At 54.1% G+C, this 22,719-nt stretch carries 21 protein-coding genes; 17 read left to right on the top strand and 4 right to left on the bottom strand.

What is annotated here, in order from left to right:
• The first annotated feature begins 459 nt into the window (after window positions 1-459).
• Window positions 460-690 carry a hypothetical protein gene (locus ACO0U8_RS13265; RefSeq protein WP_217204629.1) on the top strand — a complete coding sequence of 77 codons (231 nt, stop codon included), beginning with the start codon at window positions 460-462 and terminating at the stop codon, window positions 688-690.
• 49 nt (window positions 691-739) lie between these two features.
• On the top strand, window positions 740-1,303 hold the full coding sequence (locus tag ACO0U8_RS13260) for a helix-turn-helix transcriptional regulator (RefSeq protein WP_056781342.1): 564 nt from the start codon (window positions 740-742) through the stop codon (window positions 1,301-1,303).
• Window position 1,304: 1 nt separating this feature from the next.
• Here the strand turns inward: ACO0U8_RS13260 and ACO0U8_RS13255 are convergent, their stop codons facing one another.
• Complete coding sequence (locus tag ACO0U8_RS13255; protein ID WP_421670945.1) at window positions 1,305-2,081, bottom strand: alpha/beta fold hydrolase; 777 nt, start codon at window positions 2,079-2,081, stop codon at window positions 1,305-1,307.
• 225 nt (window positions 2,082-2,306) lie between these two features.
• Between ACO0U8_RS13255 and ACO0U8_RS13250 the strand changes: the two genes are divergently transcribed.
• The 7 genes from ACO0U8_RS13250 (at window position 2,307) to glnB (ending at window position 10,195) form a co-directional block, all read left to right on the top strand.
• A complete protein-coding gene (locus ACO0U8_RS13250; protein WP_056781661.1) occupies window positions 2,307-2,672 on the top strand; it encodes a hypothetical protein in 366 nt (121 codons plus the stop codon).
• Window positions 2,673-2,897: 225 nt separating this feature from the next.
• Entirely contained in the window at window positions 2,898-4,844 is a 1,947-nt protein-coding gene (mrdA, locus tag ACO0U8_RS13245) for a penicillin-binding protein 2 (RefSeq protein WP_136375088.1), read from the top strand.
• A gap of 85 nt (window positions 4,845-4,929) precedes the next feature.
• The gene (locus ACO0U8_RS13240) at window positions 4,930-5,550 is read left to right on the top strand and encodes a GGDEF domain-containing protein (protein ID WP_421670944.1); all 621 of its coding nucleotides are present in this window, start codon (window positions 4,930-4,932) and stop codon (window positions 5,548-5,550) included.
• 576 nt (window positions 5,551-6,126) lie between these two features.
• Window positions 6,127-7,563, top strand: a complete 1,437-nt coding sequence (locus tag ACO0U8_RS13235; RefSeq protein WP_056781659.1) for a sensor histidine kinase — start codon at window positions 6,127-6,129, stop codon at window positions 7,561-7,563.
• A gap of 31 nt (window positions 7,564-7,594) precedes the next feature.
• Window positions 7,595-8,368, top strand: coding sequence for a two-component system QseEF-associated lipoprotein QseG (gene qseG / locus ACO0U8_RS13230; protein ID WP_136375086.1), 774 nt, complete (start codon window positions 7,595-7,597; stop codon window positions 8,366-8,368).
• Window positions 8,365-9,702: a two-component system response regulator GlrR gene (gene glrR, locus ACO0U8_RS13225; protein ID WP_122097407.1), complete on the top strand. Its 1,338-nt coding sequence runs from the start codon at window positions 8,365-8,367 to the stop codon at window positions 9,700-9,702. The genes qseG and glrR overlap by 4 nt, the downstream gene beginning before the upstream one ends.
• A 154-nt stretch (window positions 9,703-9,856) precedes the next feature.
• A complete protein-coding gene (glnB, locus tag ACO0U8_RS13220; protein ID WP_013574351.1) occupies window positions 9,857-10,195 on the top strand; it encodes a nitrogen regulatory protein P-II in 339 nt (112 codons plus the stop codon).
• 72 nt (window positions 10,196-10,267) lie between these two features.
• On the opposite strand, the gene hmpA is transcribed toward glnB, so the two are convergent.
• Window positions 10,268-11,509, bottom strand: coding sequence for an NO-inducible flavohemoprotein (hmpA, locus tag ACO0U8_RS13215; RefSeq protein WP_421670943.1), 1,242 nt, complete (start codon window positions 11,507-11,509; stop codon window positions 10,268-10,270).
• A gap of 278 nt (window positions 11,510-11,787) precedes the next feature.
• Here hmpA and glyA point away from each other — a divergent pair, with 278 nt between their 5' ends.
• Window positions 11,788-13,041 (top strand): serine hydroxymethyltransferase, encoded by a 1,254-nt coding sequence (glyA, locus tag ACO0U8_RS13210; protein WP_056781325.1) that lies wholly within the window; start codon window positions 11,788-11,790, stop codon window positions 13,039-13,041.
• A gap of 163 nt (window positions 13,042-13,204) precedes the next feature.
• Window positions 13,205-14,359 (top strand): 3-phenylpropionate MFS transporter, encoded by a 1,155-nt coding sequence (locus tag ACO0U8_RS13205; protein WP_421670942.1) that lies wholly within the window; start codon window positions 13,205-13,207, stop codon window positions 14,357-14,359.
• Here the strand turns inward: ACO0U8_RS13205 and csiE are convergent.
• Window positions 14,356-15,651, bottom strand: coding sequence for a stationary phase inducible protein CsiE (csiE, locus tag ACO0U8_RS13200; protein ID WP_421670941.1), 1,296 nt, complete (start codon window positions 15,649-15,651; stop codon window positions 14,356-14,358). The genes ACO0U8_RS13205 and csiE overlap by 4 nt on opposite strands.
• A gap of 301 nt (window positions 15,652-15,952) precedes the next feature.
• Here csiE and ACO0U8_RS13195 point away from each other — a divergent pair, with 301 nt between their 5' ends.
• Together ACO0U8_RS13195 and ACO0U8_RS13190 are read left to right on the top strand one after the other, a co-directional pair.
• Window positions 15,953-16,504, top strand: a complete 552-nt coding sequence (locus ACO0U8_RS13195) for a DUF1007 family protein (RefSeq protein ID WP_390975682.1) — start codon at window positions 15,953-15,955, stop codon at window positions 16,502-16,504.
• Window positions 16,495-17,514 carry a nickel/cobalt transporter gene (locus ACO0U8_RS13190; protein ID WP_421670940.1) on the top strand — a complete coding sequence of 340 codons (1,020 nt, stop codon included), beginning with the start codon at window positions 16,495-16,497 and terminating at the stop codon, window positions 17,512-17,514. The genes ACO0U8_RS13195 and ACO0U8_RS13190 overlap by 10 nt, the downstream gene beginning before the upstream one ends.
• 66 nt (window positions 17,515-17,580) lie before the next feature.
• Here the strand turns inward: ACO0U8_RS13190 and suhB are convergent, their stop codons facing one another.
• Window positions 17,581-18,384 (bottom strand): inositol-1-monophosphatase, encoded by an 804-nt coding sequence (suhB, locus tag ACO0U8_RS13185; RefSeq protein ID WP_056781311.1) that lies wholly within the window; start codon window positions 18,382-18,384, stop codon window positions 17,581-17,583.
• 127 nt (window positions 18,385-18,511) lie between these two features.
• Here suhB and trmJ point away from each other — a divergent pair, with 127 nt between their 5' ends.
• The 4 genes from trmJ to pepB all read left to right on the top strand — a co-directional run bounded on the left by trmJ (window position 18,512) and on the right by pepB (window position 22,703).
• Complete coding sequence (trmJ, locus tag ACO0U8_RS13180) at window positions 18,512-19,249, top strand: tRNA (cytosine(32)/uridine(32)-2'-O)-methyltransferase TrmJ (protein ID WP_056781309.1); 738 nt, start codon at window positions 18,512-18,514, stop codon at window positions 19,247-19,249.
• A gap of 204 nt (window positions 19,250-19,453) precedes the next feature.
• Window positions 19,454-19,948, top strand: coding sequence for a Fe-S cluster assembly transcriptional regulator IscR (gene iscR, locus ACO0U8_RS13175; protein WP_056781306.1), 495 nt, complete (start codon window positions 19,454-19,456; stop codon window positions 19,946-19,948).
• 207 nt (window positions 19,949-20,155) lie between these two features.
• Window positions 20,156-21,325 carry an IscS subfamily cysteine desulfurase gene (locus tag ACO0U8_RS13170; RefSeq protein WP_421670939.1) on the top strand — a complete coding sequence of 390 codons (1,170 nt, stop codon included), beginning with the start codon at window positions 20,156-20,158 and terminating at the stop codon, window positions 21,323-21,325.
• Between the two features lie 67 nt (window positions 21,326-21,392).
• Window positions 21,393-22,703 carry an aminopeptidase PepB gene (gene pepB, locus ACO0U8_RS13165; protein ID WP_421670938.1) on the top strand — a complete coding sequence of 437 codons (1,311 nt, stop codon included), beginning with the start codon at window positions 21,393-21,395 and terminating at the stop codon, window positions 22,701-22,703.
• Window positions 22,704-22,719: the final 16 nt, after the last annotated feature.

The following is a 22,719-nucleotide window of genomic DNA, read 5'->3' as shown; positions in this document are numbered from 1 at the left end:
GCGAAGTAGATTCAATTAACTGTGGCTATGATAATCCTCGCGTATATATGCGGTTCATTTGCGGCGTGAGATGCATGAGTTGCGGAATGAAATGCATTGCTGGCGGTATGAGTCGCCATTTTCAGGCCAAAAACGCCTCAAAATTGGACTTAAAACGCCTCTGCAGCCCTTGCGGGGCGCGGGTTTTAGTTGATCTGGATCACTAATCCGGCGATTAGTTTTTTCATGAACGATGCCACATTTTGTCCCGAAGGCTTTTTTGTGACGTGGGAGCGATCAGCATGATTACGGAAGGTTGTTTTCTGCGCAAAACGGGCGGCCACATTTATTTTTGACGATGTCATTTTTTCAAGGTTTTAGTCCCTGTTGCGAGGTTACACTTCCGGCGTGCATGAGGACGTATGCATGTGGTCGTTGACGTGTGTCAACGGATTGATATACTACAGCAACAGGAGGCCAATGAAGGCACATCCTAATAAACATATTCACGCGGCCATTGAATATGCGATATCCAAAGGCTGGCATTTTGTCGCTGGCGGCGGCAGTTCTCACTGCTTTGGTCGGATCCGGTGCGGAATCCCTGCTCATCGTGAACATATGATGAGCATCTGGTCCACTCCCCGTAATCCGGAAAACCATGCTGCACAAATTATCAGGAAAGTAGATCATTGCCTGACTGATGAGACATAACACCAGGGCGGGAAACCGCCTTTTTGTCATACCTGAATAAGGAGATTCTTTGCCACTTTATAACTTCACGCTGACACTTTCCGGGGTGACGTCGGATACGGAAAATCTCGAAGATGCGCTTTTTGCGAGCGGTTGCGACGATGCTCTGATCGCTTTTTATGGCACCTCGGTGTATCTGGAATTTGACCGGGACAGTGCTTCTTTCGCCAGCGCTGTCATGACCGCTATCCGTGACATTGAATCAGCGGGTCTGAATGCCCGCGTGGAGTCGGTCGATTCGGCATTAGTCGGACTCAGCGATATTGCCGGGCTGGCCGGTCTGACCCGGCAATCGGTGGCGTTATTGAAAGATGGCGCAAGAGGGCCGCGTAATTTCCCGAATCCTGTCCAGCGGCTCAAAGGCAATTCCCCACTCTGGCGCTGGAAGGATGTGGCGGACTGGATGGTAAGGCAAGGGCGGCTGACAACGGACGATGCGCTGGTTGAAAACGCGGCAATACTGGAAAACATTAATCTGGCACTGCAATTGCGCTCTGTTCCTGAGCCCCAACAGGTCAGTCAGTTTGCGCACCTTCTTGAGCACCAGGAAGACATCACCACGTTTTCCTTTTGACCTACAACACTTCGGCATTCAGTGCGGCATTGATCGCAGCCGCTACGCCGGTCGGGTTTTCCCACATCATGGAATGACCGGCCTGCGGGACGACCGCGGTATGAATGCCGTGCTGCGGCAGCACGGCGACATCCGGCTCCGGGAGTGAAAACTCACCAAACAGTACGGTTGCCGGCATGCTTAGCTGGTAAAGCTGTTCGCGCCACGACACCGCTTCACCTTCCACCAGCCCGACGGCCTGACGGTGAATCGCTTTGGGTGAGGCAATCCCCATACAGCCCGCCCAGATGTGATTATTGCCGCGAACCGCGACGTCAATCAGACGCGCGTGCCCGCTGCGCAGATACTCTTCTTCCGTATATTCAGCGACCGAACGGCTAAACACGCCGCCTCCCGTATCCAGATTGGGTTCGGCGACGATCAGCCGCTGAATAAGATCTGGCCGCTGCGCCGCCACCATAATCGCAATGCTGCCGCCCATGCTGTGGCCGATCAAATTCACCTGCGGTACGCCAAGGCTTTCCAGCCAGGCAATCACGCAATCAGCGTGGGATTGCAGGCTGTAACTGAAATCATCAGGTTTATCGCTGTAGCCTGAACCGGCAAAATCAAGCAGGAGGGAGCGACGTGGTCGCAGTGAGGCATCGGTCGCCACGCGGGGAAAGTCGCAGGAAGCCGCACATCCCAGGCCGTGTAAAAACACCAGCGGCACGCCCAGCCCTGACAATTCGTGGAAACGCAGATAAAAGTCCGCACCGGGTACTTTGAAAGATTTCATCTCAATCCTTTCTTAACGGCATAAGTGCAATCTGCGGATTATAAGCAGGATTTTTCTCAATGACTGTATAAAAAACGAGTGATCGGACGGGCCGTCATTCCAGACATTATTTTTAAGAAGTAATTTGGCTTAATACATTCAACTTGTGAGTATTTTTGGCAAGCCCTTCCCACCGGGCGGGCAAGTGATAGCATGGCGCTCTTACTCATTTTAGGGATTTTTCTGATGGTCAGGTTAGGAGGTTGTGTAGCGGTGATGTTGGCGCTGGCGTCATTTTCTGCATCGGCTGTTACGCAGTATCAATGTGTTTTAACGCATCATACCCAGGCAGAAGATGGCAGCGATGTGTCGGAAGTCGTCAATAAAAATGCAGCAGTTTATGATGCGGGCAATACGTTCAGTTTTTCGCCGGACGGCAGCAAGCTTATCACCAGCCCGGAACTGACCGATATTATCGGTAAGGATAATCAGCCGATGAAAGCGGGCGCTCAGGATAACCTGATGTATATCCACACAAAAGACAGCTTTGTGGTGGCGACACAAACCGAGGGTTACGTTTACGGCGATTGTAAGCTTAACACCGCCCGCTGACGGATGGCCTGTTTCGAGCCCTTGCCTTGTGTTAACTCGAAGTCGTCAGGCCATCATCGTGCAATATCCTTTTCGTTAATAAATAGAAACACTCCTGCTACTTCATTAGCACACTTCTTATAGTCGCCTGTTTCTCTACGGGCTATCCTTGCGCACTTTTCCAGACCCCACTCTTTTTCATTTCGCCCGCTTTAAGAAGCAGACAATAAAGGTATTTGCCCGCTTATGGCCTTACTTAACGACGAAATTCGCGACCACACCGCCGAGTCCGTCCTTTTCGTCCGCCGCGCCGTGATTGCTTTTATGGTCGTGTTTCTGTTGTCCGCCGTTCTGGTGCTGAATCTGTATCATTTACAGGTGGGGATGCACGATTTTTACCAGACCCGATCGAATCAGAATGACATTAAAATGTTGCCGATCGCGCCAAGCCGCGGGCTTATCATGGATCGCAATGGCGTCATCCTGGCGCAAAATATCACGTTATATCAGTTGCAGATGATCCCCGGAAAAGTCCCGGATTTACAGGCCACGCTGAACGCGCTTAAGCCGATTGTCGATCTGACGCAGGACGATCTCGACAGCTTTCATGATGCGATGATCCACGGGCGTCGCTTTGCACAAATCCCGCTAAAACTGGCGCTGACCGATATCGAAGTCGCCCGCTTCTCCGTCAACCAGTTCAAATTTCCCGGCGTCTCGATCAGCACCTATCAGCAGCGCCGCTATCCGTATGGCGCCGAACTGGCACACGTGGTCGGGTATGTGTCGAAAATTAATGATAAAGATGAAAAACGCCTCGACGCCGAAGGCTTGTCAGAAAACTACGCCGCAGATCATGATATTGGTAAGCAGGGCGTTGAAAAGTATTATGAAAATATTTTGCATGGCCGTACCGGTTATCAGGAAGTGGAAGTGGATAACCACGGGCATGTGGTGCGTTTGCTGAAAGAAGTGCCGCCACAGGCCGGGCAAAATATCTACCTGACGTTAGATCTCGACTTGCAGCAATACATCGAGAAAGTGCTGAAAGGCCAGCGGGCGGCGGTGGTGGTAATGGATCCGCGTGACGGCGGGATTAAGGCGATGGTATCCAGCCCGAGTTACGATCCGAATCCGTTCGTGAACGGCATCTCCAGCAAACAATACAGTGCACTGCTGAAAAACCCCGATCTGCCGCTGATTAACCGCGTGACCCAGGGGCTTTATCCACCGGCCTCGACGGTAAAACCTTTCATGGCGACCTCGGCGCTGTTTGAAGGCGTGATCACCCCGCAGACCACCTTCTTCGGTGCGCCGACCTGGACGCTGCCGGGTACCCAGCGCCATTACCGTGACTGGCTGAAAACCGGCCACGGGATGCTCAACGTCACCAAAGCTATCGAGGAATCAGCGGATACCTTCTTCTATCAGGTGGCGTTTGAAATGGGGATCGACCGTATTCATACCTGGCTGAGTAAATTCGGTTACGGTAAATCCACCGGCATAGATCTGGATGAGCAGTACAACGGCGTGCTGCCAAGCCGTGAATGGAAATTGAAGGTGCACAAGAAGGGCTGGTATCAGGGCGATACGGTTTCTGTGGGCATCGGGCAGGGCTACTGGGTGGCGACGCCTATTCAGATGGTGCGTGCATTAAGTGCGCTGGTGAATAACGGTAAGCTGGAGACGCCGCATCTGCTGTATTCGTCAAAAAGTGGCAAAGTGATTACGCCGTATAAGATGCCGCCGACGCAGCAAATTGCCGATCCGAAATCTCCGATCTGGGGGATCGTCAAAAACGGTATGTTCGGCATGGCGAATCTGCCAAACGGCACCGGCTACAAACTTTTCCATACCGCGCCTTATCAGATAGCGGCGAAATCCGGGACATCTCAGGTGTTCAGCCTGCGTGAGAACCAGACCTATAACGCCAAAATGACGCCGGTACGGTTGCGTGATCATATCTTCTACACCGCTTTTGCTCCGTACAAACATCCGTCCGTGGTGATGGCGCTGATCCTTGAAAACGGCGGCGGTGATGGCGTGATTGCCGGGCCGACGGCGCGTGCGATTCTGGATCATATCTTTATTCCGCAGCAGGCCACCCAGTGCGATCCGGCGAAAGCCGATAATCCGATAGACTGCGAACAGCCGGTGCCGGTGCCAAATTCGCTCGGTTTTAGTGAGCATTAATTGGATATTGCGTGTTATTTTCACCCTATTTGCCCGCAAGACTGACTTTACGGACTTCTCTTAGTCTGCCGGTTGCCCGCTGGTGGTGCCAAACGGCAGTTCGCTCGGCACCTTGTGCCTGATTGACGTCAAGCCGCGCGATATGGATGCCGATGAGCGTCAGTTGCTGCGCGATTTAGCCAGAATGGCCGAACAGGAAATCGGGGCGCTGCAAATGGCGACCATGGATGAACTGACGCTGGTGGCTAATCGTCGCGGTTTCGAAGCGCAGGCGCAGCAAACGCTGAATGCCTGTCAGCGTCTGGGATTACCCGCCACGATGCTCTTCTTCGATTTGAATGATTTTAAAGAGATTAACGATAAATTCGGGCACGCCGAAGGTGACCGCGCGCTGACCGTTTTCGCCGGCATTCTCAGCGGATTATTGCGCGAAACGGACGTGGTGGGGCGGCTCGGCGGGGATGAGTTTGTCGCGCTGCTCACCAACGTCAGCCATCTCGAAGCCACTGAAATCATGCAGCGCCTGCACGAAGCCGTGGTCGGATGGAATCTTCAGGAACAGCGCGGATACAACATTAAATTCAGCGTCGGGCAGATCGAATATAACCCGCATAAACATGACTCCGTTCACAGCCTGCTGGCGGACTCCGATCAGGCGATGTACAGCCATAAACAACTGAACAAGCGGGCTGCTTTCAATCATTAATGCGTCTGTGTCATAAAATGACGACAAACCAGTAAAGGCCTGTCGTCATTTAACGACATTTATCCTGCTGTTTTTAAAGTCATTTAATTATCAGGCAGGTTTTTGTTGGGCAATGGCGACACTGTGACTGTTTTTTCAACGGCATATTCGGGCTTTACCCCGTGTAAATTACGTGCTGAAAAAATAAAACGTAGCCTATTCAATGCTATAAAAATGTTATTTTAATGTTGGCATGCATTGTGCTAGTATCCTGTCAGTTGCTCATTCACCTGATTATGATTGGCTCACGCGAAAGCGTTGATATGCTCATAATGCCCGAATGACGCCAAAGAAACGGTGCCTATCGTTCACCAGACCGATAATCGTTGCGCAAGCACGTTATCAAGCATCGAACGACACGTTGAGTGAGGCACCACCTCTTCCGGTTTGCTGAACGCCTGCAAAAGGCGTTCAGCAATACCTCCCTCTGAAAACTTCCTGTTTCACCCCTTTCGCGCTAAAACCTACGTTGCTTTGCTGTCGCACTGGCTGTTCAAACCGTTGTCAGCTAGCATGACGTCATCTGTTGAAAATGAGATGAATGCGTTGAAAAGAGGACGTTTATTCCCCGGCTCGTTACGTCAGCTGGTATTGATGGCTTTCCTGCTGGTGCTGCTGCCTTTACTGGTGCTGGCCTATCAGGCCTATGACAGCCTCGATCAGCTCAGCCGTCAGGCGGCGCGCATTAACCGCACCACGCTGAGCGACGCCCGCCGCAGCGAAGCGATGTCCAGCATCGCGCTGGAGATGGAGCGCAGTTACCGTCAGTATTGCGTCCTCGACGATCCCACTCTTTCCCGCCTTTATCAGAATCAACATAAACAATATTCCCAGATGCTGGATGCCCATGCTTCGGTGCTGCCGGATTTACGTTATTACCAGACGCTGCGCACGTTACTGACCCAGCTCACTACGCTGACCTGCCACAATAACGCCCCGGATGCTGACTCTTCTGCACGCCTGGAAAACTTCTCCCGCACGAATGCCGAAATGGTTCAGGCCACCCGTGAAGTGGTCTTTTCACGCGGCCAGCAGTTGCAGCGAGCTATCGCCGAACGTGGCCAGTTTTTCGGCTGGCAGGCGCTGGTTCTTTTCCTGCTTAGTGGTGCGCTGGTGCTGCTGTTTACCCGCATGATCATCGGTCCGGTTAAGGGCGTTGAGCGCATGATCAACCGGCTGGGCGAGGGGCGAAATCTGGGGGATGTCACACGCTTCAAAGGCCCGCGGGAAATCCGGTCACTGGTACAACGCATCGTCTGGCTGAGCGAGCGTCTGGCCTGGCTGGAATCGCAGCGTCATGAATTCCTCCGCCATATTTCTCATGAGCTGAAAACGCCCCTCGCCAGTATGCGCGAAGGCACCGAACTGCTGGCCGATGAAGTCGCCGGGCCTTTAACGCCGGATCAAAAAGAAGTGGTGGCGATCCTCAATAACAGCAGCCGCCATTTGCAAACGCTGATCGAACAACTGCTCGATTACAACCGTAAACTGGCCGATGCACCGACGCTCAGCGTGGCGGTTGATCTTAATGCGCTGGTGGCCGACGTGGTCGCGGCGAACTCTCTTCCTGCGCGTGCGAAGAAAATTCGCAGCGAAGTCCACATCGATGCGCCACAGTGTCTGGCTGAGCCGACGTTGCTGCGTCGCGTGCTGGATAATCTCTACTCCAATGCGGTGCACTACGGGGCTGAATCCGGTACTATTTGGGTCCGCAGCAGGCCGGGAGAAGGGCGGGTGATTATCGAAGTGGCGAACTCCGGCGCGCCGATCCCCGATGCCGAACGTGCGATGATTTTTGAACCTTTTTATCAGGGTAGCCAGCAGAGAAAAGGGGCTGTAAAAGGCAGCGGTCTGGGATTAAGCATTGCTCAGGACTGTATTCGCCGCATGCATGGAGAGCTGCAACTGGTTGCCGTTGAGGATGCGGACGTTTGTTTCCGTATCGAATTGCCCCTGACGGCTGAGAAGAATTAATAATGATGATATTTGCTGGCTGGTGCGCCCTATGAGCGCATTAACCTCACTGTTGAAATGTGCCGCTGCGCGCGTGCGCAGCGTGCTGAGCCGCCGGATATTTTTACTCGGCGCGCCGCTGGTGCTGATGGGCTGTGTGCCGCACACCGCCGATAACCGCTATTATCAGCAAGTCTCCGATCAGATCGTTCCGGAGAGTAAAGTCACCGATTTTCGTATTGCGCCCTGTGAAACCCTGTGGGCGCTGGACGATGACGATGCGCTGACCAATTCCCTTTACTGGCTGCGTGCGATGGATTGTGCCGATCGCATGAATGATGCGCAGGCGCGTTTTCAGGCGCAGCAGATCCCCGCCACCCGCTGGGATCAGGTCTTCAAACAAAGCATTCTGTTATCCGGTGCCGATCCGGATCAAACCCAGCGCCGCGCGTTATTAAATAAAGTCAGCCAGTATCGCGGGCAGATGCCTGGCTCGATCCGTCCGCTGGTGCAGTTGTGGCGTGAGCGTCAGAATCTGCAGGTGACGCTGGGGGATGAAAAAGCCCGCAACCTTCGCCAGCAGGCGGTCGGCCAGGAAAAACTTCAGGCGATGACCGCTCAGCAGCAGGTGCTGGAAGACAGCCTGGCGGATACGCGCCGTAAACTGGAGAACCTGACCGATATCGAACGTCAGCTCTCCTCGCGCAAACAAATTCAGGGTGATTTACCGGATAACGATCCGGCCACACCGGCAAAATCTAACGCTGACTCCTCTGTCAAACCGGCTGAGACCTACACGCCGCCAAAAGGGCTGAACGCAAAATGACGCTACGCAAAGCCGCCAGTTTATTGCTGGTTGATGACGATCCCAGCCTGTTAAAACTGCTGGGGATGCGCCTGACCAGCGAAGGTTTTCGTGTCACCACCGCGGAAAGCGGAGCTGAGGCGCTGCGCGTCCTGCACCGCGAACGTATTGATCTGGTGCTGAGCGATTTACGCATGGATGAAATGGACGGCATGGCGCTGTTCGCCGAGATCCAAAAATTTCAGCCTGGCATGCCGGTGATCATTCTCACCGCGCACGGCTCGATCCCCGATGCGGTCGCCGCCACCCAGCAGGGCGTCTTTGGATTCCTGACCAAGCCGGTTGACCGCGATGCGTTGTATAAAGCCATTGATGAAGCGCTTGCGCAGTCCAGCCCGTCGGTTGACGAAAGCTGGCGCGAGGCAATCGTCACGCGCAGCCCGATCATGCTGCGTCTGCTCGAGCAGGCCAATATGGTCGCGCAGTCTGACGTCAGTGTGCTGATCAACGGCCAGAGCGGCACCGGTAAAGAAGTGCTGGCGCAGGCTATCCACGGGGCCAGCCCGCGCGGTAAGAAAGCCTTTATCGCCATAAACTGTGGCGCACTGCCGGAGCAGTTGCTGGAATCAGAACTGTTTGGTCATGCCAAAGGAGCCTTTACCGGCGCGGTGAGCAGCCGTGAAGGGTTATTCCAGGCCGCCACCGGCGGGACATTATTTCTCGATGAAATCGGCGACATGCCGTTGTCATTGCAGGTGAAATTGCTGCGCGTATTGCAGGAACGCAAAGTGCGCCCGCTTGGCAGTAATCACGATATTGACGTGGATGTGCGGATCATTTCCGCCACGCACCGGGATTTGCCGAAAGCGATGGAGAAGGGCGAGTTTCGCGAGGACTTGTTCTACCGGCTGAACGTCGTGGGGCTGAAATTACCGACGCTGAGTGAAAGGGCGGAGGATATCCCGCTGCTCGCCAACCATTTGCTGCGCATTTCTGCACTGCGGCACAAACCTTTTGTGCGCAGTTTTTCCACCGATGCGCTCAAAGGCCTGATGGCGGCCAGTTGGCCGGGCAATGTGCGTCAGCTGGTCAACGTGATCGAACAATGCGTGGCGCTGACCTCGGCGCCGGTGATCAGTGAAGCGCTGGTCCGTCAGGCGCTCGAAGGTGAAAACACCGCGCTGCCCACTTTTGCGGATGCGCGTAACCAGTTCGAACTGAATTATCTGCGTAAGCTTTTGCAAATCACGAAAGGCAACGTCACTCAGGCGGCACGCATTGCCGGACGTAACCGCACCGAGTTTTATAAGTTGCTGTCCCGCCACGAGCTGGAAGCCACCGATTTTAAAGAGTAACGGGAATTTACTTTCAGAGGCTTGAGGTACATTCCTGCCGCTGAACTATGATACCTTTAGCGCCTTCGCGTGCCGCGCGCACCCGAAGCCAGACTGTGAACCATGCTGCCGCTCAGGAAGGCGGAGAGCAAACGAATGATTATAAGGGTCCGCCATGAAAAAGATTGATGCGATTATCAAGCCATTCAAACTCGACGACGTCCGTGAAGCGCTGGCAGAAGTCGGGATTACCGGGATGACCGTGACCGAAGTGAAAGGGTTTGGCCGTCAGAAAGGTCACACCGAGCTGTACCGTGGTGCGGAATACATGGTCGATTTCCTGCCAAAAGTAAAAATAGAAATTGTCGTGGCGGATGACATCGTGGATACCTGCGTGGAAACCATCATGACCACTGCGCAGACCGGTAAAATCGGCGACGGTAAAATCTTTGTGTTCGACGTGGCGCGGGTCGTGCGTATCCGTACCGGCGAGCAGGACGAAGAAGCCATTTAATTCCCGGTTGCGGCGAAAAAACGAAAAAGGCTGATATCTCATCAGCCTTTTTGCATTTCTGGTCTTTCTGCTTTAAATCACTTTATGCGGGCCGAAGCATTCGTAATGAATGTTGGCTTCACGGATGTTCATCGCCAGCAGCTGTTTCGCCGCAAACTGCATAAACCCGACCGGGCCGCACAGGTAGAAATGCATCGCCGGATCGCTCAGCTGTGTACTGACGCTGCTCAGATTCATCAGCCCTTCATACTGATAATCCTCACCCGGTAAATCATTCGCCTGTGGCTGGTTATACCAGACATGGCTTTCCAGCTGCGGCAGGTTTTTCTGTGCGCCTTTTACCTCTGAGGCAAACGCATGTACCGCACCGTTTTCAGCCGCGTGCAGCCACTGCACCGGCGCGTGATGTCCGCGCGCTGCCAGCGTATTGAGCATGCCTAACATCGGCGTCTGACCGACACCGGCAGAAATCAGCGCAACCGGCGTGGTATCGCTGATATCCATAAAGAAATCGCCGTGCGGGGCCGCCAGATGGATGATGTCGCCCGGCAGCGCAAAATTATGCAGGAAGTTAGATACGGCGCCTTCCCCTTCGCGTTTCACCGCAATCCGGTAGGTTTTGCCGTTCGGTGCCTGCGTCAGGGAATACTGACGGATTTCCTGATTTTCCAGTGACGCGTCGCGGATATACACCGCCAGATACTGCCCCGGCTGAAAGTCAGCAACTGGTTTGCCATCGACAGGTTCGAGCAGGAAGGACGTGATCAGTTCGCTCTGCGGCTGTTTTTCGGCGATGCGGAATTCACGCGTGCCGCGCCAGCCACCGGTTTTTTCTGCGCTGTCCTGATAAATCTCCGCTTCACGATTGATAAACACGTTCGCCAGTACGCCATAGGCTTTGCCCCAGGCATCCAGCACTTCCTGACCCGGACTGAACATTTCATCCAGCGTTGCCAGCAGGTGTGCGCCGACAATGTTGTATTGCTCAGGCTGAATGGTGAAACTGGTGTGTTTTTGCGCGATGCGTTCCACCGCGGGCAGCAGCGCCGCCAGATTTTCGATATTGGCTGCATAAGCGCAGATGGCATCAAACAGCGCCTGACGCTGATCGCCGTTGCGCTGGTTGCTCATATTGAAGATATCTTTGAGTTCGGGATTGTGTTCGAACATGCGGTCGTAGAAGTGTGCGGTCAGTTTCGGGCCGGTTGCCGCCAGTAATGGAATAGTGGATTTAACGGTCGCGATAGTGGCTGAATCAAGCATAGTGAACTCCGTGTCTTCGTCGATTTTATTAAACATGTATTTTAAATGCATCTTATATAAACCCACAATTTTTGTAAACACCCACTAAAGGGGTAAGGGCTTTACGTCAGGTGCCCAGGTCACAAAGCTGAAATATAGACATGTTCAGATGAATATTTATCCCTTGATTCCAGGCAGGGGTTCTTAGATCAAAGCCTTGCTGTATCTGGAGCCAATCGTTTGCCTAAAAACCTTAAACTGACCCTATCCGAAGGCCGCTTAAACATTTACACTGTGGCGCAGAACCCCGAGGGGCGTTTATTTTTAGTTTGTTGAGTCAGGAGATGCGGATGTTAAAGCGTGAAATGAACATTGCCGATTATGATGCTGAGCTGTGGGCAGCAATGGAAAAAGAAGTTGTTCGTCAGGAAGAACATATCGAGCTGATTGCGTCAGAAAACTACACCAGCCCGCGTGTCATGCAGGCTCAGGGTTCGCAACTGACCAACAAATATGCCGAAGGCTACCCGGGCAAACGTTATTACGGTGGTTGTGAGTACGTCGACATCGTTGAACAACTGGCTATCGACCGTGCAAAAGAATTGTTCGGTGCAGATTTCGCCAACGTTCAGCCACATTCCGGCTCACAGGCAAACTTCGCGGTGTATACCGCACTGCTGCAACCGGGCGACACCATTCTGGGGATGAACCTCGGCCATGGCGGTCACCTGACTCACGGTTCACCGGTTAACCTGTCCGGCAAACTGTACAACGTGGTGCCTTACGGCATCGACGAAAGCGGCGACATCGACTATGACGACGTAAAACGTCAGGCCGAACTGCACAAACCAAAAATGATCATCGGCGGCTTCTCAGCCTTCTCCGGTATCGTTGACTGGGCAAAAATGCGTGAAATCGCAGACAGCGTGGGCGCATACTTCTTCGTTGATATGGCACACGTTGCCGGTCTGATTGCGGCGGGCGTTTACCCTAACCCGGTTCCACACGCACACATCGTCACCACCACCACGCACAAAACGCTGGCTGGCCCACGCGGCGGTCTGATTCTGGCGAAAGGCGGCGACGAAGAGTTCTACAAAAAACTGAACTCCGCAGTATTCCCTGGCGGCCAGGGCGGCCCGCTGATGCACGTGATTGCCGGTAAAGCGGTCGCACTGAAAGAAGCGATGGAACCTGAGTTTAAAGTTTACCAGCAGCAAGTGGCTAAAAATGCCCAGGCGATGGTGGCGGTGGTTCTGGAACGCGGCTATAAAGTGGTGTCCGGCGGCACGCACAATCACCTGTTCCTGATGGATCTGGTTGAGAAAAACCTGACCGGTAAAGAAGCCGATGCTGCATTGGGTCGCGCTAACATCACCGTGAACAAAAACAGCGTACCTAACGATCCGAAGAGCCCGTTTGTGACTTCTGGCGTGCGTATCGGTACTCCGGCTATTACCCGTCGCGGCTTTAAAGAAGCTGAAGCGCGTGAACTGGCTGGCTGGATCTGTGACGTGCTGGACAACGTGAACGACGAAGCCACTATCGAACGCGTGAAAAACAAAGTCCTCGATATCTGCGCACGCTTCCCGGTTTACGCGTAATATTCGTGAAGCCGTAAAGCTGCTAAAACCCGCTCCGGCGGGTTTTTTTATACCTATGAATCAGAATTTGTGAGCTGGCAGACATTCTTTTGTGATGAAGAGGTTTGCGGATTGCTAGCGATTGTGAGCTCTGTCAAAGTATTGGTCTCACACCGGAGGATCTATGGAATTGCGTTCCACACGCTGGCTGGCACTCAGTTATTTCACCTATTTTTTCAGTTACGGTATTTTTCTTCCCTTCTGGGGTTTGTGGCTCAAGGGCGAGGGCATTTCATCCGAAAATATTGGCCTGCTGCTCGGCGCCGGATTAGTGGCGCGATTCCTTGGCACGCTGATCATCTCCCCATCAATTAAAGATCCCTCTCATCTGGTCACCGGGCTGCGCATTCTGGCGCTGCTTACGCTGGCGTTCGCGGTTGGCTTCTGGTTTGGCAATGGCTGGGCGTGGCTGATGATCAACATCGCCGGATTCAGTCTGTTCTTTGGCCCGCTGGTACCGCTGACCGATGCGATGGCAGGCACACTGCAACGTCAGATCAATATGGATTACGGCAAGGTACGCGTCTGGGGTTCCATTGCGTTTGTGATTGGTTCGGCGCTGACCGGCAAGCTGGTTGAAGTGTACGGGCATAACGCGATCCTCTACACACTGACCGCAGGTGTGGCGGCCATGCTGCTGGGAATGTTGCTGCGTCCGAGTGTGAAACCGGTGGGCGAACCGCGTCAAAGCGGTGCACCGACCATCTCCTGGAGAGCGCTGCTGGGCGAAAAGCCGGTGTGGCGCTTCCTGCTGTGCGTCACGCTGTTGCAGGGCGCACATGCGGCGTACTACGGTTTCAGCGCCATTTACTGGCAGGATGTCGGGTATTCTTCCACGACCATTGGTTATCTCTGGTCGCTGGGGGTGGTGGCGGAAGTGCTGGTCTTTACCTTCAGCAAACAGCTGTTCAGCCGCTGGTCTGCGCGTGATTTACTGCTGCTTTCCGCCGTCTGTGGCGTGGTGCGCTGGGCAATGATGGGGGCGTTCACCGCGCTGCCGTGGCTTATTGTGGTTCAGATCTTGCACTGCGGCACCTTCACGGTGTGTCATCTGGCGGGCATGCGCTTTATCGCGGCGCGTCCGCGTGATCAGGTCATTCGCCTGCAATCGGTGTATTCCGCACTGGCGATGGGGGGCGGCGTGGCGGTGATGACCATGGTGTCCGGCTTCCTGTTCGAACATCTCCACGCGGGCCTGTTCTGGGTGATGGCACTGCTGGCGGTACCGGCGATTTTCCTGCGTCCGCAGGTCGCGCCGTCAGCACCGGCAACGCGCTAAGGCGCCTCGAGCAGCGAGCGGATACGTTTTCGCTGCTCTTTCGCCAGTGGCAGTTGAGTGTGGATCACCAGCGGATCGGCATCGGTGCTGCGGGTGGCGTAGGGGGTGACAATCATCGCCACGCCGCTCGGCGCACCAAATTTGTAGAAATCCGTCAGCGTCTGATATTTGATGTTCAGCGGCAGCAGCGTTGCTTCGCGGATTTGCTGCTCGACCGCTTCTTCCAGCTGCGGATTGTCATGGGTCAGCAGCAGAATTTGTTTTTCCTGCAAGGCATTTCCCTGCATCAGCCATGCGCCGAACGTGATCGCCACCAGCCCGATTTCATCTTCGGAAAGCTGGATCAGATATTCGTGCTCAAAGCCTTCCAGTGCTTCGCGCGTTGTCCGCACCAGGCGCGGATACATGCGGTTCACTTCTTCCTGCATTAAATTGTCGATACCAATGCCGAAATGACAGCGTTCGATCGCCGGGCCGAGATGCGCGAACAGCTGACCGACCAGCCCTTCGTAGCTGCTGAATTTCATTCCGGCGACTTCCTGAAAACGCCCCACCAGACTTTCGATGTGCAGCAGTAAACGCTGGTCTTCGGTAGAACCGGAGCTCTGATAACTGTGAGTTTTCAACATCCGCAACATCAGCGTGAAAAATTCGCACTCACAGTCATCCAGCAGACCGTTACTCAGCGTTTGCAGCTGCATAAACAGCTCGCGCGCTGCCGTGTATTCGGCTTTCTCACGCAACCAGCGGCGCTGTTGTTCGGTGAAACGCAGCCCGGAGGAGGGGGCGTTTTTCCATGCGCCGTTCTGCCATAAACAATATTGAAGGCAGATGCGCATCAGCTTGCAGTCATGCTCGCTCAGCCCTTTTGGCAGCAGCGAGGAGCAGTCTTCAATCATCATTCCCAGAATGTCAGTCCTCAGCGCCGCCTTCGGGCAGGGCTGACTTTCGAAAGCAATGTGTAACCAGGGAAGAAAATAGCGGGGCACGAAATCGGGGGAAATACGTAATGTGCGGCGCAAACCGTGAAACAAACATAAGCGCTGGGCAAGCGTATCGCCTTCAATGCGGCACTCTTTTTCACTGTATTGCAGAACATCCAGATGATGGATCCGCTGAATTTCGCAGGTCACTTCTGCGAGATCGTCCCAGGTGGTGCGCAGATCAACACGGTTGATTTCACTGATGATTTCCAGTTGCACAGCCGTCAGCGGCGCGTACAGCATCAGCAACACGTGGCAGCGACGTTGCGAAGCGGAAAGCGCAGGAGTGGGTTGTGTTTCCAGAGTCATATCACCTTCTGTAATGGTGCCACATGAAATTATTAGTCAAGCATAGCAAACCGCCTGCCCGCGGCAGGGCATGGCTGGCGGGTTTTACTCCGGCTTACAACTCAGATCACAGATATTTTTGACGACCGCCTAAATGCACAGCAAAATACTGTTACTTAGTAACAATATAATGGCGCCTGATATGGAAATGACGTTACACCAGGCCCGGAACCGGCCTTTCTCCCGTTATGCCAAATGGCTGGGCACTGCGCTGTTCTGCCTGCCCGCAACGGTGCTGGCGCACCCGCACAGTTTTATCGATATGCAGACGACGCTGGTGGCGAATGAAACCTCGCTGACCGGGCTGAAAATGGTCTGGACGATGGATGAAATCACCTCAGCAGATTTGCTGTATGACGCGCAGAACGCCAAACCGGGTTCCGATATCTGGAAGAAACTCGCCGCCGAAGTGATGGCGCGGGTGCTGAGTCAGCACTACTTCACCAATTTCTACCGTGAAGGAAAACCGGTGAAATATCTGGATTTACCCAGCGAATATCAGCTTTCCCGCAAGGGCGATCAGGCGGTGCTGGAATTCGTTCTGCCGCTGGCAAAACCGCAACTGCTGGAGGGCAAACCCATGGAGTTTTCAACGTTCGATCCCTCGTACTTTGTCGATATGACCTATAAAGACAACGCTGCGCTGCATCTGCCGCCGTCGCTTGAAAAGCGCTGCACGCTGGCGCTGTTTACGCCGAAACCGGATGCTTCGCTGCAAAACTACGCGCTGTCTCTCGATAAGGCCGATGCCCCGCCGGAAGATATGGATCTCGGGCAGCAATTTGCACAAAAGGTCACGCTGGAATGTCATTAATCTCAACGCCGTCGAAAACACTCTCATGGCGTGATCTCTGGCCGCTGGCCATTTTCCTCATTTTGCTGGCGGGTGGCGGTGTGCTGCTGATGCACTACTGGCCGCGCATTTTGCTGAGCAGCATTATCTGGCAGCGCGAATTGCATCAGGAACTGGCCGGTCTGCTGCGTCAGGTGAAAGAAAATCCGATGCAGTCGGGCATGACGCTGGCAGGCTTCAGCCTTGTTTACGGGGTGATCCACGCCATCGGACCGGGGCACGGGAAAATCGTCATCACCACTTATCTGGCGACGCACCCCTCACGGCTTAAAAGCAGCCTGAAACTGACTTTTGCGTCGGCGATCGTGCAGGGGCTGGTGGCAATATTGCTGGTCAGCGTAGTGCTTGGCGTGCTGCAACTCTCTTCGCGTCAGCTGCATCAGAGCAGTTTCTGGATGGAGCGGGGGAGCTTTATTCTGGTGATGCTGCTGGGGCTTTTGCTCTGCTGGCGCGCACTGAAACGCGTGTGGCAGACGATCAAAAGTTTGCGCCCGGTACCGGCGATGCACATCCGCCGTCTTTCGCCGCTGGGAAACGAAACGCACATTCATGATGAGCATTGCGGTTGCGGGCATCAGCACGTTCCCAGCGATCAGCAGCTTCAGGCCGGCGGAGATTTACGCACCCAGGTGGCCATTGTACTGGCGATGGGACTGCGGCCCTGTTCCGGCGCGATCATGGTGTTACTGTTCGCGAAAGTTATCGGTGTTTACAGCTGGGGCGTGATCTCGGCGATCACCATGGCTGTCGGAACGTCCCTGACCGTATCGCTTATCGGCGTGCTGGTGTTTTACAGCCGTGCGCTGGCCGTAAAACTGAGCGCCACCCGGACGCCTGCGGCCTGGCAGCGGATCACCTGGTCGCTGCTGGCGCTGACCGGCGGAATTGTGCTGCTGGTGGCGGGCATGTTGCTCTACAGCTCCGGTGGCGGCGATGTCTCCCCGATAACCGGCGGTCCCTTCAGGGGGTAAACGGCAGGCATAAAAAAACGGACGCCCGATGGGACGTCCGTTTTTTTTAACTGACCGGCAGCGGAATTAACGCTTCAGCGCTTCGCTCAGTTCTTCACGCATGGTATTGAGAATACCTTTAACAACGCGCGGGTTACCGGCAACGATGTTGCCAGAAGAGTAATGGTTGTGACCGCCAACGAAGTCAGTGACCACGCCGCCTGATTCACGTACCAGCAGTTCGCCACCGGCGAAATCCCAAGGCTTCAGGGCAATTTCAAAAAAACCGTCAACGCGGCCAGCGGCCACATACGCCAGATCCAGCGCAGCAGAACCGGTGCGACGGAAATCTGCGCACTCAGTGAACAGTTTGCCAATCACATTGATGTAGCTGTTTGCGTGTTGTTTTGCTTTGAACGGGAAGCCGGTCGCCAGAATGGTGCCGTCGAGATCTTTCGCGTTAGTGCCGCGCAGACGGTAACCGTTCAGCTGTGCGCCCTGACCACGGGTCGCGGTGAACAGTTCGTTACGCATTGGATCGTAAACTACCGCAACTTCAGTGCGGCCTTTGATGCGCACGGCGATAGAAACAGCGAAATGTGGGAAGCGTTTAACGAAGTTGGTGGTGCCATCCAGCGGGTCGATAATCCATTGTACATCTTTGTCTTCGCCTTCCAGCTCGCCACACTCTTCACTGATGATGGTGTGTTTTGGATAGGATTTGCGAATGACGTCGATAATCATGTGTTCTGCTTCGCGGTCTACATTGGTAACAAAATCATTGGTACCTTTTTGAGTCGCTTCTACAGAATCTGGCGTTTCGTAATGTTTGGCAATCAGGTTACCGGCCTTGCGCGCAGCGCGCACGGCGATGGTGAGCATCGGATGCATGGATATCTTCCAACTAGGATGTTAAAGAACGGGAATACGGGAAACGGCGCGCAGTATAGCAGGGGTTCTGAAAATTAACTACCGTTGTGATAGGCTGTTGTGATTTTCCGCCACGCTCAGAGTTTGTATGCTGCCCAATATCCGTATTGTATTAGTTGAAACCTCCCACACCGGCAATATGGGCTCTACTGCCCGTGCCATGAAAACCATGGGATTATCCAGCCTTTATCTGGTGAATCCGCTGGTGAAACCTGACTCACAGGCCATCTCGTTGTCTGCCGGTGCCAGTGACGTGATCGGTAACGCCAGGATCGTTGATACGCTGGACGAAGCCCTGGCGGGTTGCAGTCTGGTGATCGGCACCAGTGCGCGTTCGCGAACGCTGCCGTGGCCGATGCTGGATCCGCGTGAATGCGGCGAGCACAGTGCGGCTGCGGCACAAACCGCACCGGTCGCACTGGTGTTTGGCCGTGAGCGCGTGGGGCTGACCAACGAAGAACTGCAAAAGTGTAATTATCATGTCTGCATCCCGGCGAATCCGGAATACAGCTCGCTGAATCTGGCCATGGCCGTGCAGATTATTGCCTATGAAGTTCGCGTCGCGCACCTCGCCCTGCTGGAAGCTGCCAAACCGCAGGTGGAATACGAAGAGTCACCGTATCCGCTGGTAGATGACCTCGAACGTTTCTATCAGCATCTGGAACATACGCTGCTGGAAACTGGCTTTATTCGCCAGGCACATCCGGGGCAGGTGATGAGTAAATTACGTCGATTATTCACCCGTGCGCGCCCTGAATCTCAGGAATTAAACATCCTGCGCGGCATCCTGACGTCGATTGAAAAGACTAAGAACGACAAAGAATAAGCCCTTCAGGCTGATAATAAAGACGACTTTATGTTTATTTATCAGCCTGTTAATCCCTTCTCTTACCCTCCGCTCTGACCGCTCTATAATACTTGAGTAAATTACTAGGTTAAATAGTTGACTGTTTTACTCGGGAATGGCAGACTCGTTTGCATATTGCGACCCATTGTACTTTTTAAGTTCTTCAACACAGGTAATCATGCTATGAGACTGACATCCAAAGGCCGTTATGCCGTGACCGCTATGCTTGACGTAGCGCTGCATTCACAGGAAGGACCGGTACCACTGGCTGACATTTCTGAGCGCCAGGGCATCTCTCTTTCGTATCTGGAACAGCTGTTCTCACGTTTGCGTAAAAACGGTCTGGTTGCCAGTGTTCGTGGTCCCGGCGGTGGTTATCTGTTAGGTAAAGATTCAGCTGATATCGCCGTGGGCGCAGTGATTACTGCTGTCGACGAATCGGTTGACGCTACCCGTTGTCAGGGTAAAGAAGGGTGCCAGAATGGCGAACGCTGCCTGACGCACACCTTATGGCGTGATCTGAGCGAGCGCATCAGCGGCTTCCTCAACAACATTACGCTGGCTGAACTGGTCAACAATCAGGAAATCCTGGAAGTGGCCGACCGTCAGAACGGTGAAGTCCGTCGTCAGCCTAACGGCCGCCAGATGGAAACCATCAATGTCAATTTAAGAGCCTGATCGCTTAATCCACATTGATAACCGCTTTAAAAAGCCCGCGGAAATGCATATTCCCGCGGGCTTTTGCTTTTCTGAAGCCAATTCTTACCGATAAGTGCCCGCAAAACGTCATTTCCCTTTTAAGAATCCGTGAAGCCGTTTTAAACTGGTTGTCGTTTTTTAATTCTTTCGTTCGCTGTCGAACGCGCAGTCCGGAGCTTGCCTGCCATGAAATTACCTATTTATCTCGATTACTCAGCCACGACGCCGGTCGATCCGCGCGTGGCCGGGAAAATGATGCAGTGTCTGACACTGGACGGTACTTTCGGCAATCCGGCTTCCCGCTCGCACCGCTTTGGCTGGCAGGCGGAAGAGGCGGTAGATGTGGCGCGTAACCAGATTGCCGAGCTGATTAATGCCGACCCGCGTGAGATTGTCTTCACGTCAGGCGCGACAGAATCAGACAATCTTGCGATCAAAGGCGCGGCTCACGCACAGCGTGAAAAAGGCAAACACATCATTACCAGCCAGACCGAACATAAAGCCGTGCTCGACACCTGCCTTCAGCTGGAAAGTGAAGGGTTTGAGGTCACCTTTCTTGCACCGCGCAGCGACGGTATTATCACCGCCGCCGCCATTGAAGCCGCGCTGCGCCCGGATACGATTCTGGTGTCGGTGATGCAGGTGAACAACGAAATCGGTGTGATTCAGGATATTGCGACCATCGGCGAACTGTGCCGCAGTCGCGGTATTGTGTTTCACGTGGATGGGACGCAGAGCGTGGGTAAAATCTCCATCGATCTCAGCGAGTTGCCGGTGGATCTGATGTCGTTTTCAGCGCATAAAATCTACGGGCCAAAAGGCATTGGTGCGCTGTATGTACGCCGTAAACCGAAAGTCCGCATCGAAGCCCAAATCCACGGTGGCGGTCACGAACGCGGTATGCGTTCCGGAACGTTGCCGGTGCATCAGATTGTCGGCATGGGCGAAGCGTATCGCATCGCCAAAGAAGAAATGCCCGCTGAAGTGGCGCGTCTGACTGTACTGCGCGACCGGTTGTGGAAAGGTATTCAGAAACTGGATCAGGTGCACCTCAATGGTTCCGCGCAGCACGCGGCGCCCAATATCCTGAACGTCAGTTTTGCCAACGTGGAAGGTGAATCTCTGATCATGGCACTGAAAGATCTTGCCGTTTCCTCCGGCTCAGCCTGCACCTCGGCAAGCCTTGAACCTTCCTACGTTTTACGTGCCATAGGATTGAGTGAAGAACTGGCGCACGGTTCGATCCGCTTCTCGCTGGGACGCTGGACAACCGAAGAAGAAATCGATTATGCCATCGCGCTGGTGGTGAAATCAGTCACCCGCCTGCGTGAGTTACCCCCGGTTTATACGAAATGAAGTGCCTCCCCGTGAAAGGGCGATTTACCTGTCATCATTGAAGATAAAAACAATCAGGAGTGCTGTTATGAGTTCCGAAGTAACGACCAATGAAGCCATGCACGTTTTCCTTTCCACTCAGCCTGCCGATGCACGCTGGGGCGAAAAAGCCACTTTGAGTACCGATTCAGCGGGCATGACCATTCATTTGAATGGCGGCGACGCGCTGACGGCAATCTCACGTGCAGCGCGCCGTATCGATGGTCAGGGCGTTAAAAACGTTAAGCTGGCCGGTGAAGGCTGGGATCTCGAAAACAGCTGGGCGTTCTGGCAAGGCTTCCGCGGCCCGAAAGGTGCGCGCAACGTTGAGTGGGCTGAATTATCAGAAGAAGACGCCACTACACTGAAACAACGCCTGAAAATCATCGACTGGGTACGTAACACCATCAATACTCCGGCGGAAGAGTTGTCACCTGAGCAACTGGCGACCCGCGCTGTGGATCTGATGTGCGAATTCGGCAACGATAAAGTCAGCTACCGCATTACTAAAGGTGACGATCTGCGTCAGCAGAATTATCAGGGGCTGCACATTGTTGGCCGGGGTTCTGATCGTCCGCCGGTATTGCTGGCACTTGATTACAACCCGAGCGGCGATGCTGAAGCACCGGTTTACGCCTGTCTGGTCGGCAAAGGTATCACCTTTGACACCGGCGGCTACAGCCTCAAGCCAAGCGCTTCCATGGACTCGATGAAAGCCGATATGGGCGGCGCTGCCACCTTGACCGGCGCTCTGGCACTGGCTGCGGCCAATGGCCTGAACAAACGTGTGAAACTGTACCTGTGCTGCGCCGACAACATGGTCAGCGGCAACGCATTGAAACTGGGCGACATTATTCGCTACCGCAACGGCAAAACCGTTGAAGTCATGAACACCGACGCCGAAGGCCGTCTGGTTCTGGCGGATGGGCTTATCGACGCATCTGCTCAGAATCCTGAACTGCTGATTGATGCGGCAACGCTGACGGGCGCTGCGAAAACGGCGCTGGGCAATGATTATCATGCGCTGTTCAGCTTTGACGATGCGCTGGCTGCCGAACTGCTGGAAAGCGCGAAAGCCGAACACGAACCGTTCTGGCGTTTGCCGCTGGAAGAGTTCCATCGCGCACATTTGCCGTCCAATTTTGCTGAACTGAATAATATCGCGGGCCCTTCTCATACCGCGGGTGCAAGCACGGCGGCAGCTTTCCTGTCTCATTTCGTCACTGAATATAAGAAAGGCTGGCTGCACATCGATTGCTCCGCCACTTACCGTAAAAGCGCGGCGGATCAGTGGTCTGCGGGCGCGACCGGCCTGGGCGTGCGGACCGTTGCCAACTTATTGTTAGCAAAAGCCAAATAAATAAAGACAGCATGGC

The organism is Rahnella sp. EDr1-12, from assembly GCF_049206505.1.
GTDB lineage: Bacteria > Pseudomonadota > Gammaproteobacteria > Enterobacterales > Enterobacteriaceae > Rahnella > Rahnella rivi.
The sequence above is the reverse complement of the archived record's forward strand: the minus strand, read 5'-3'. Positions and strand labels throughout refer to the sequence as shown.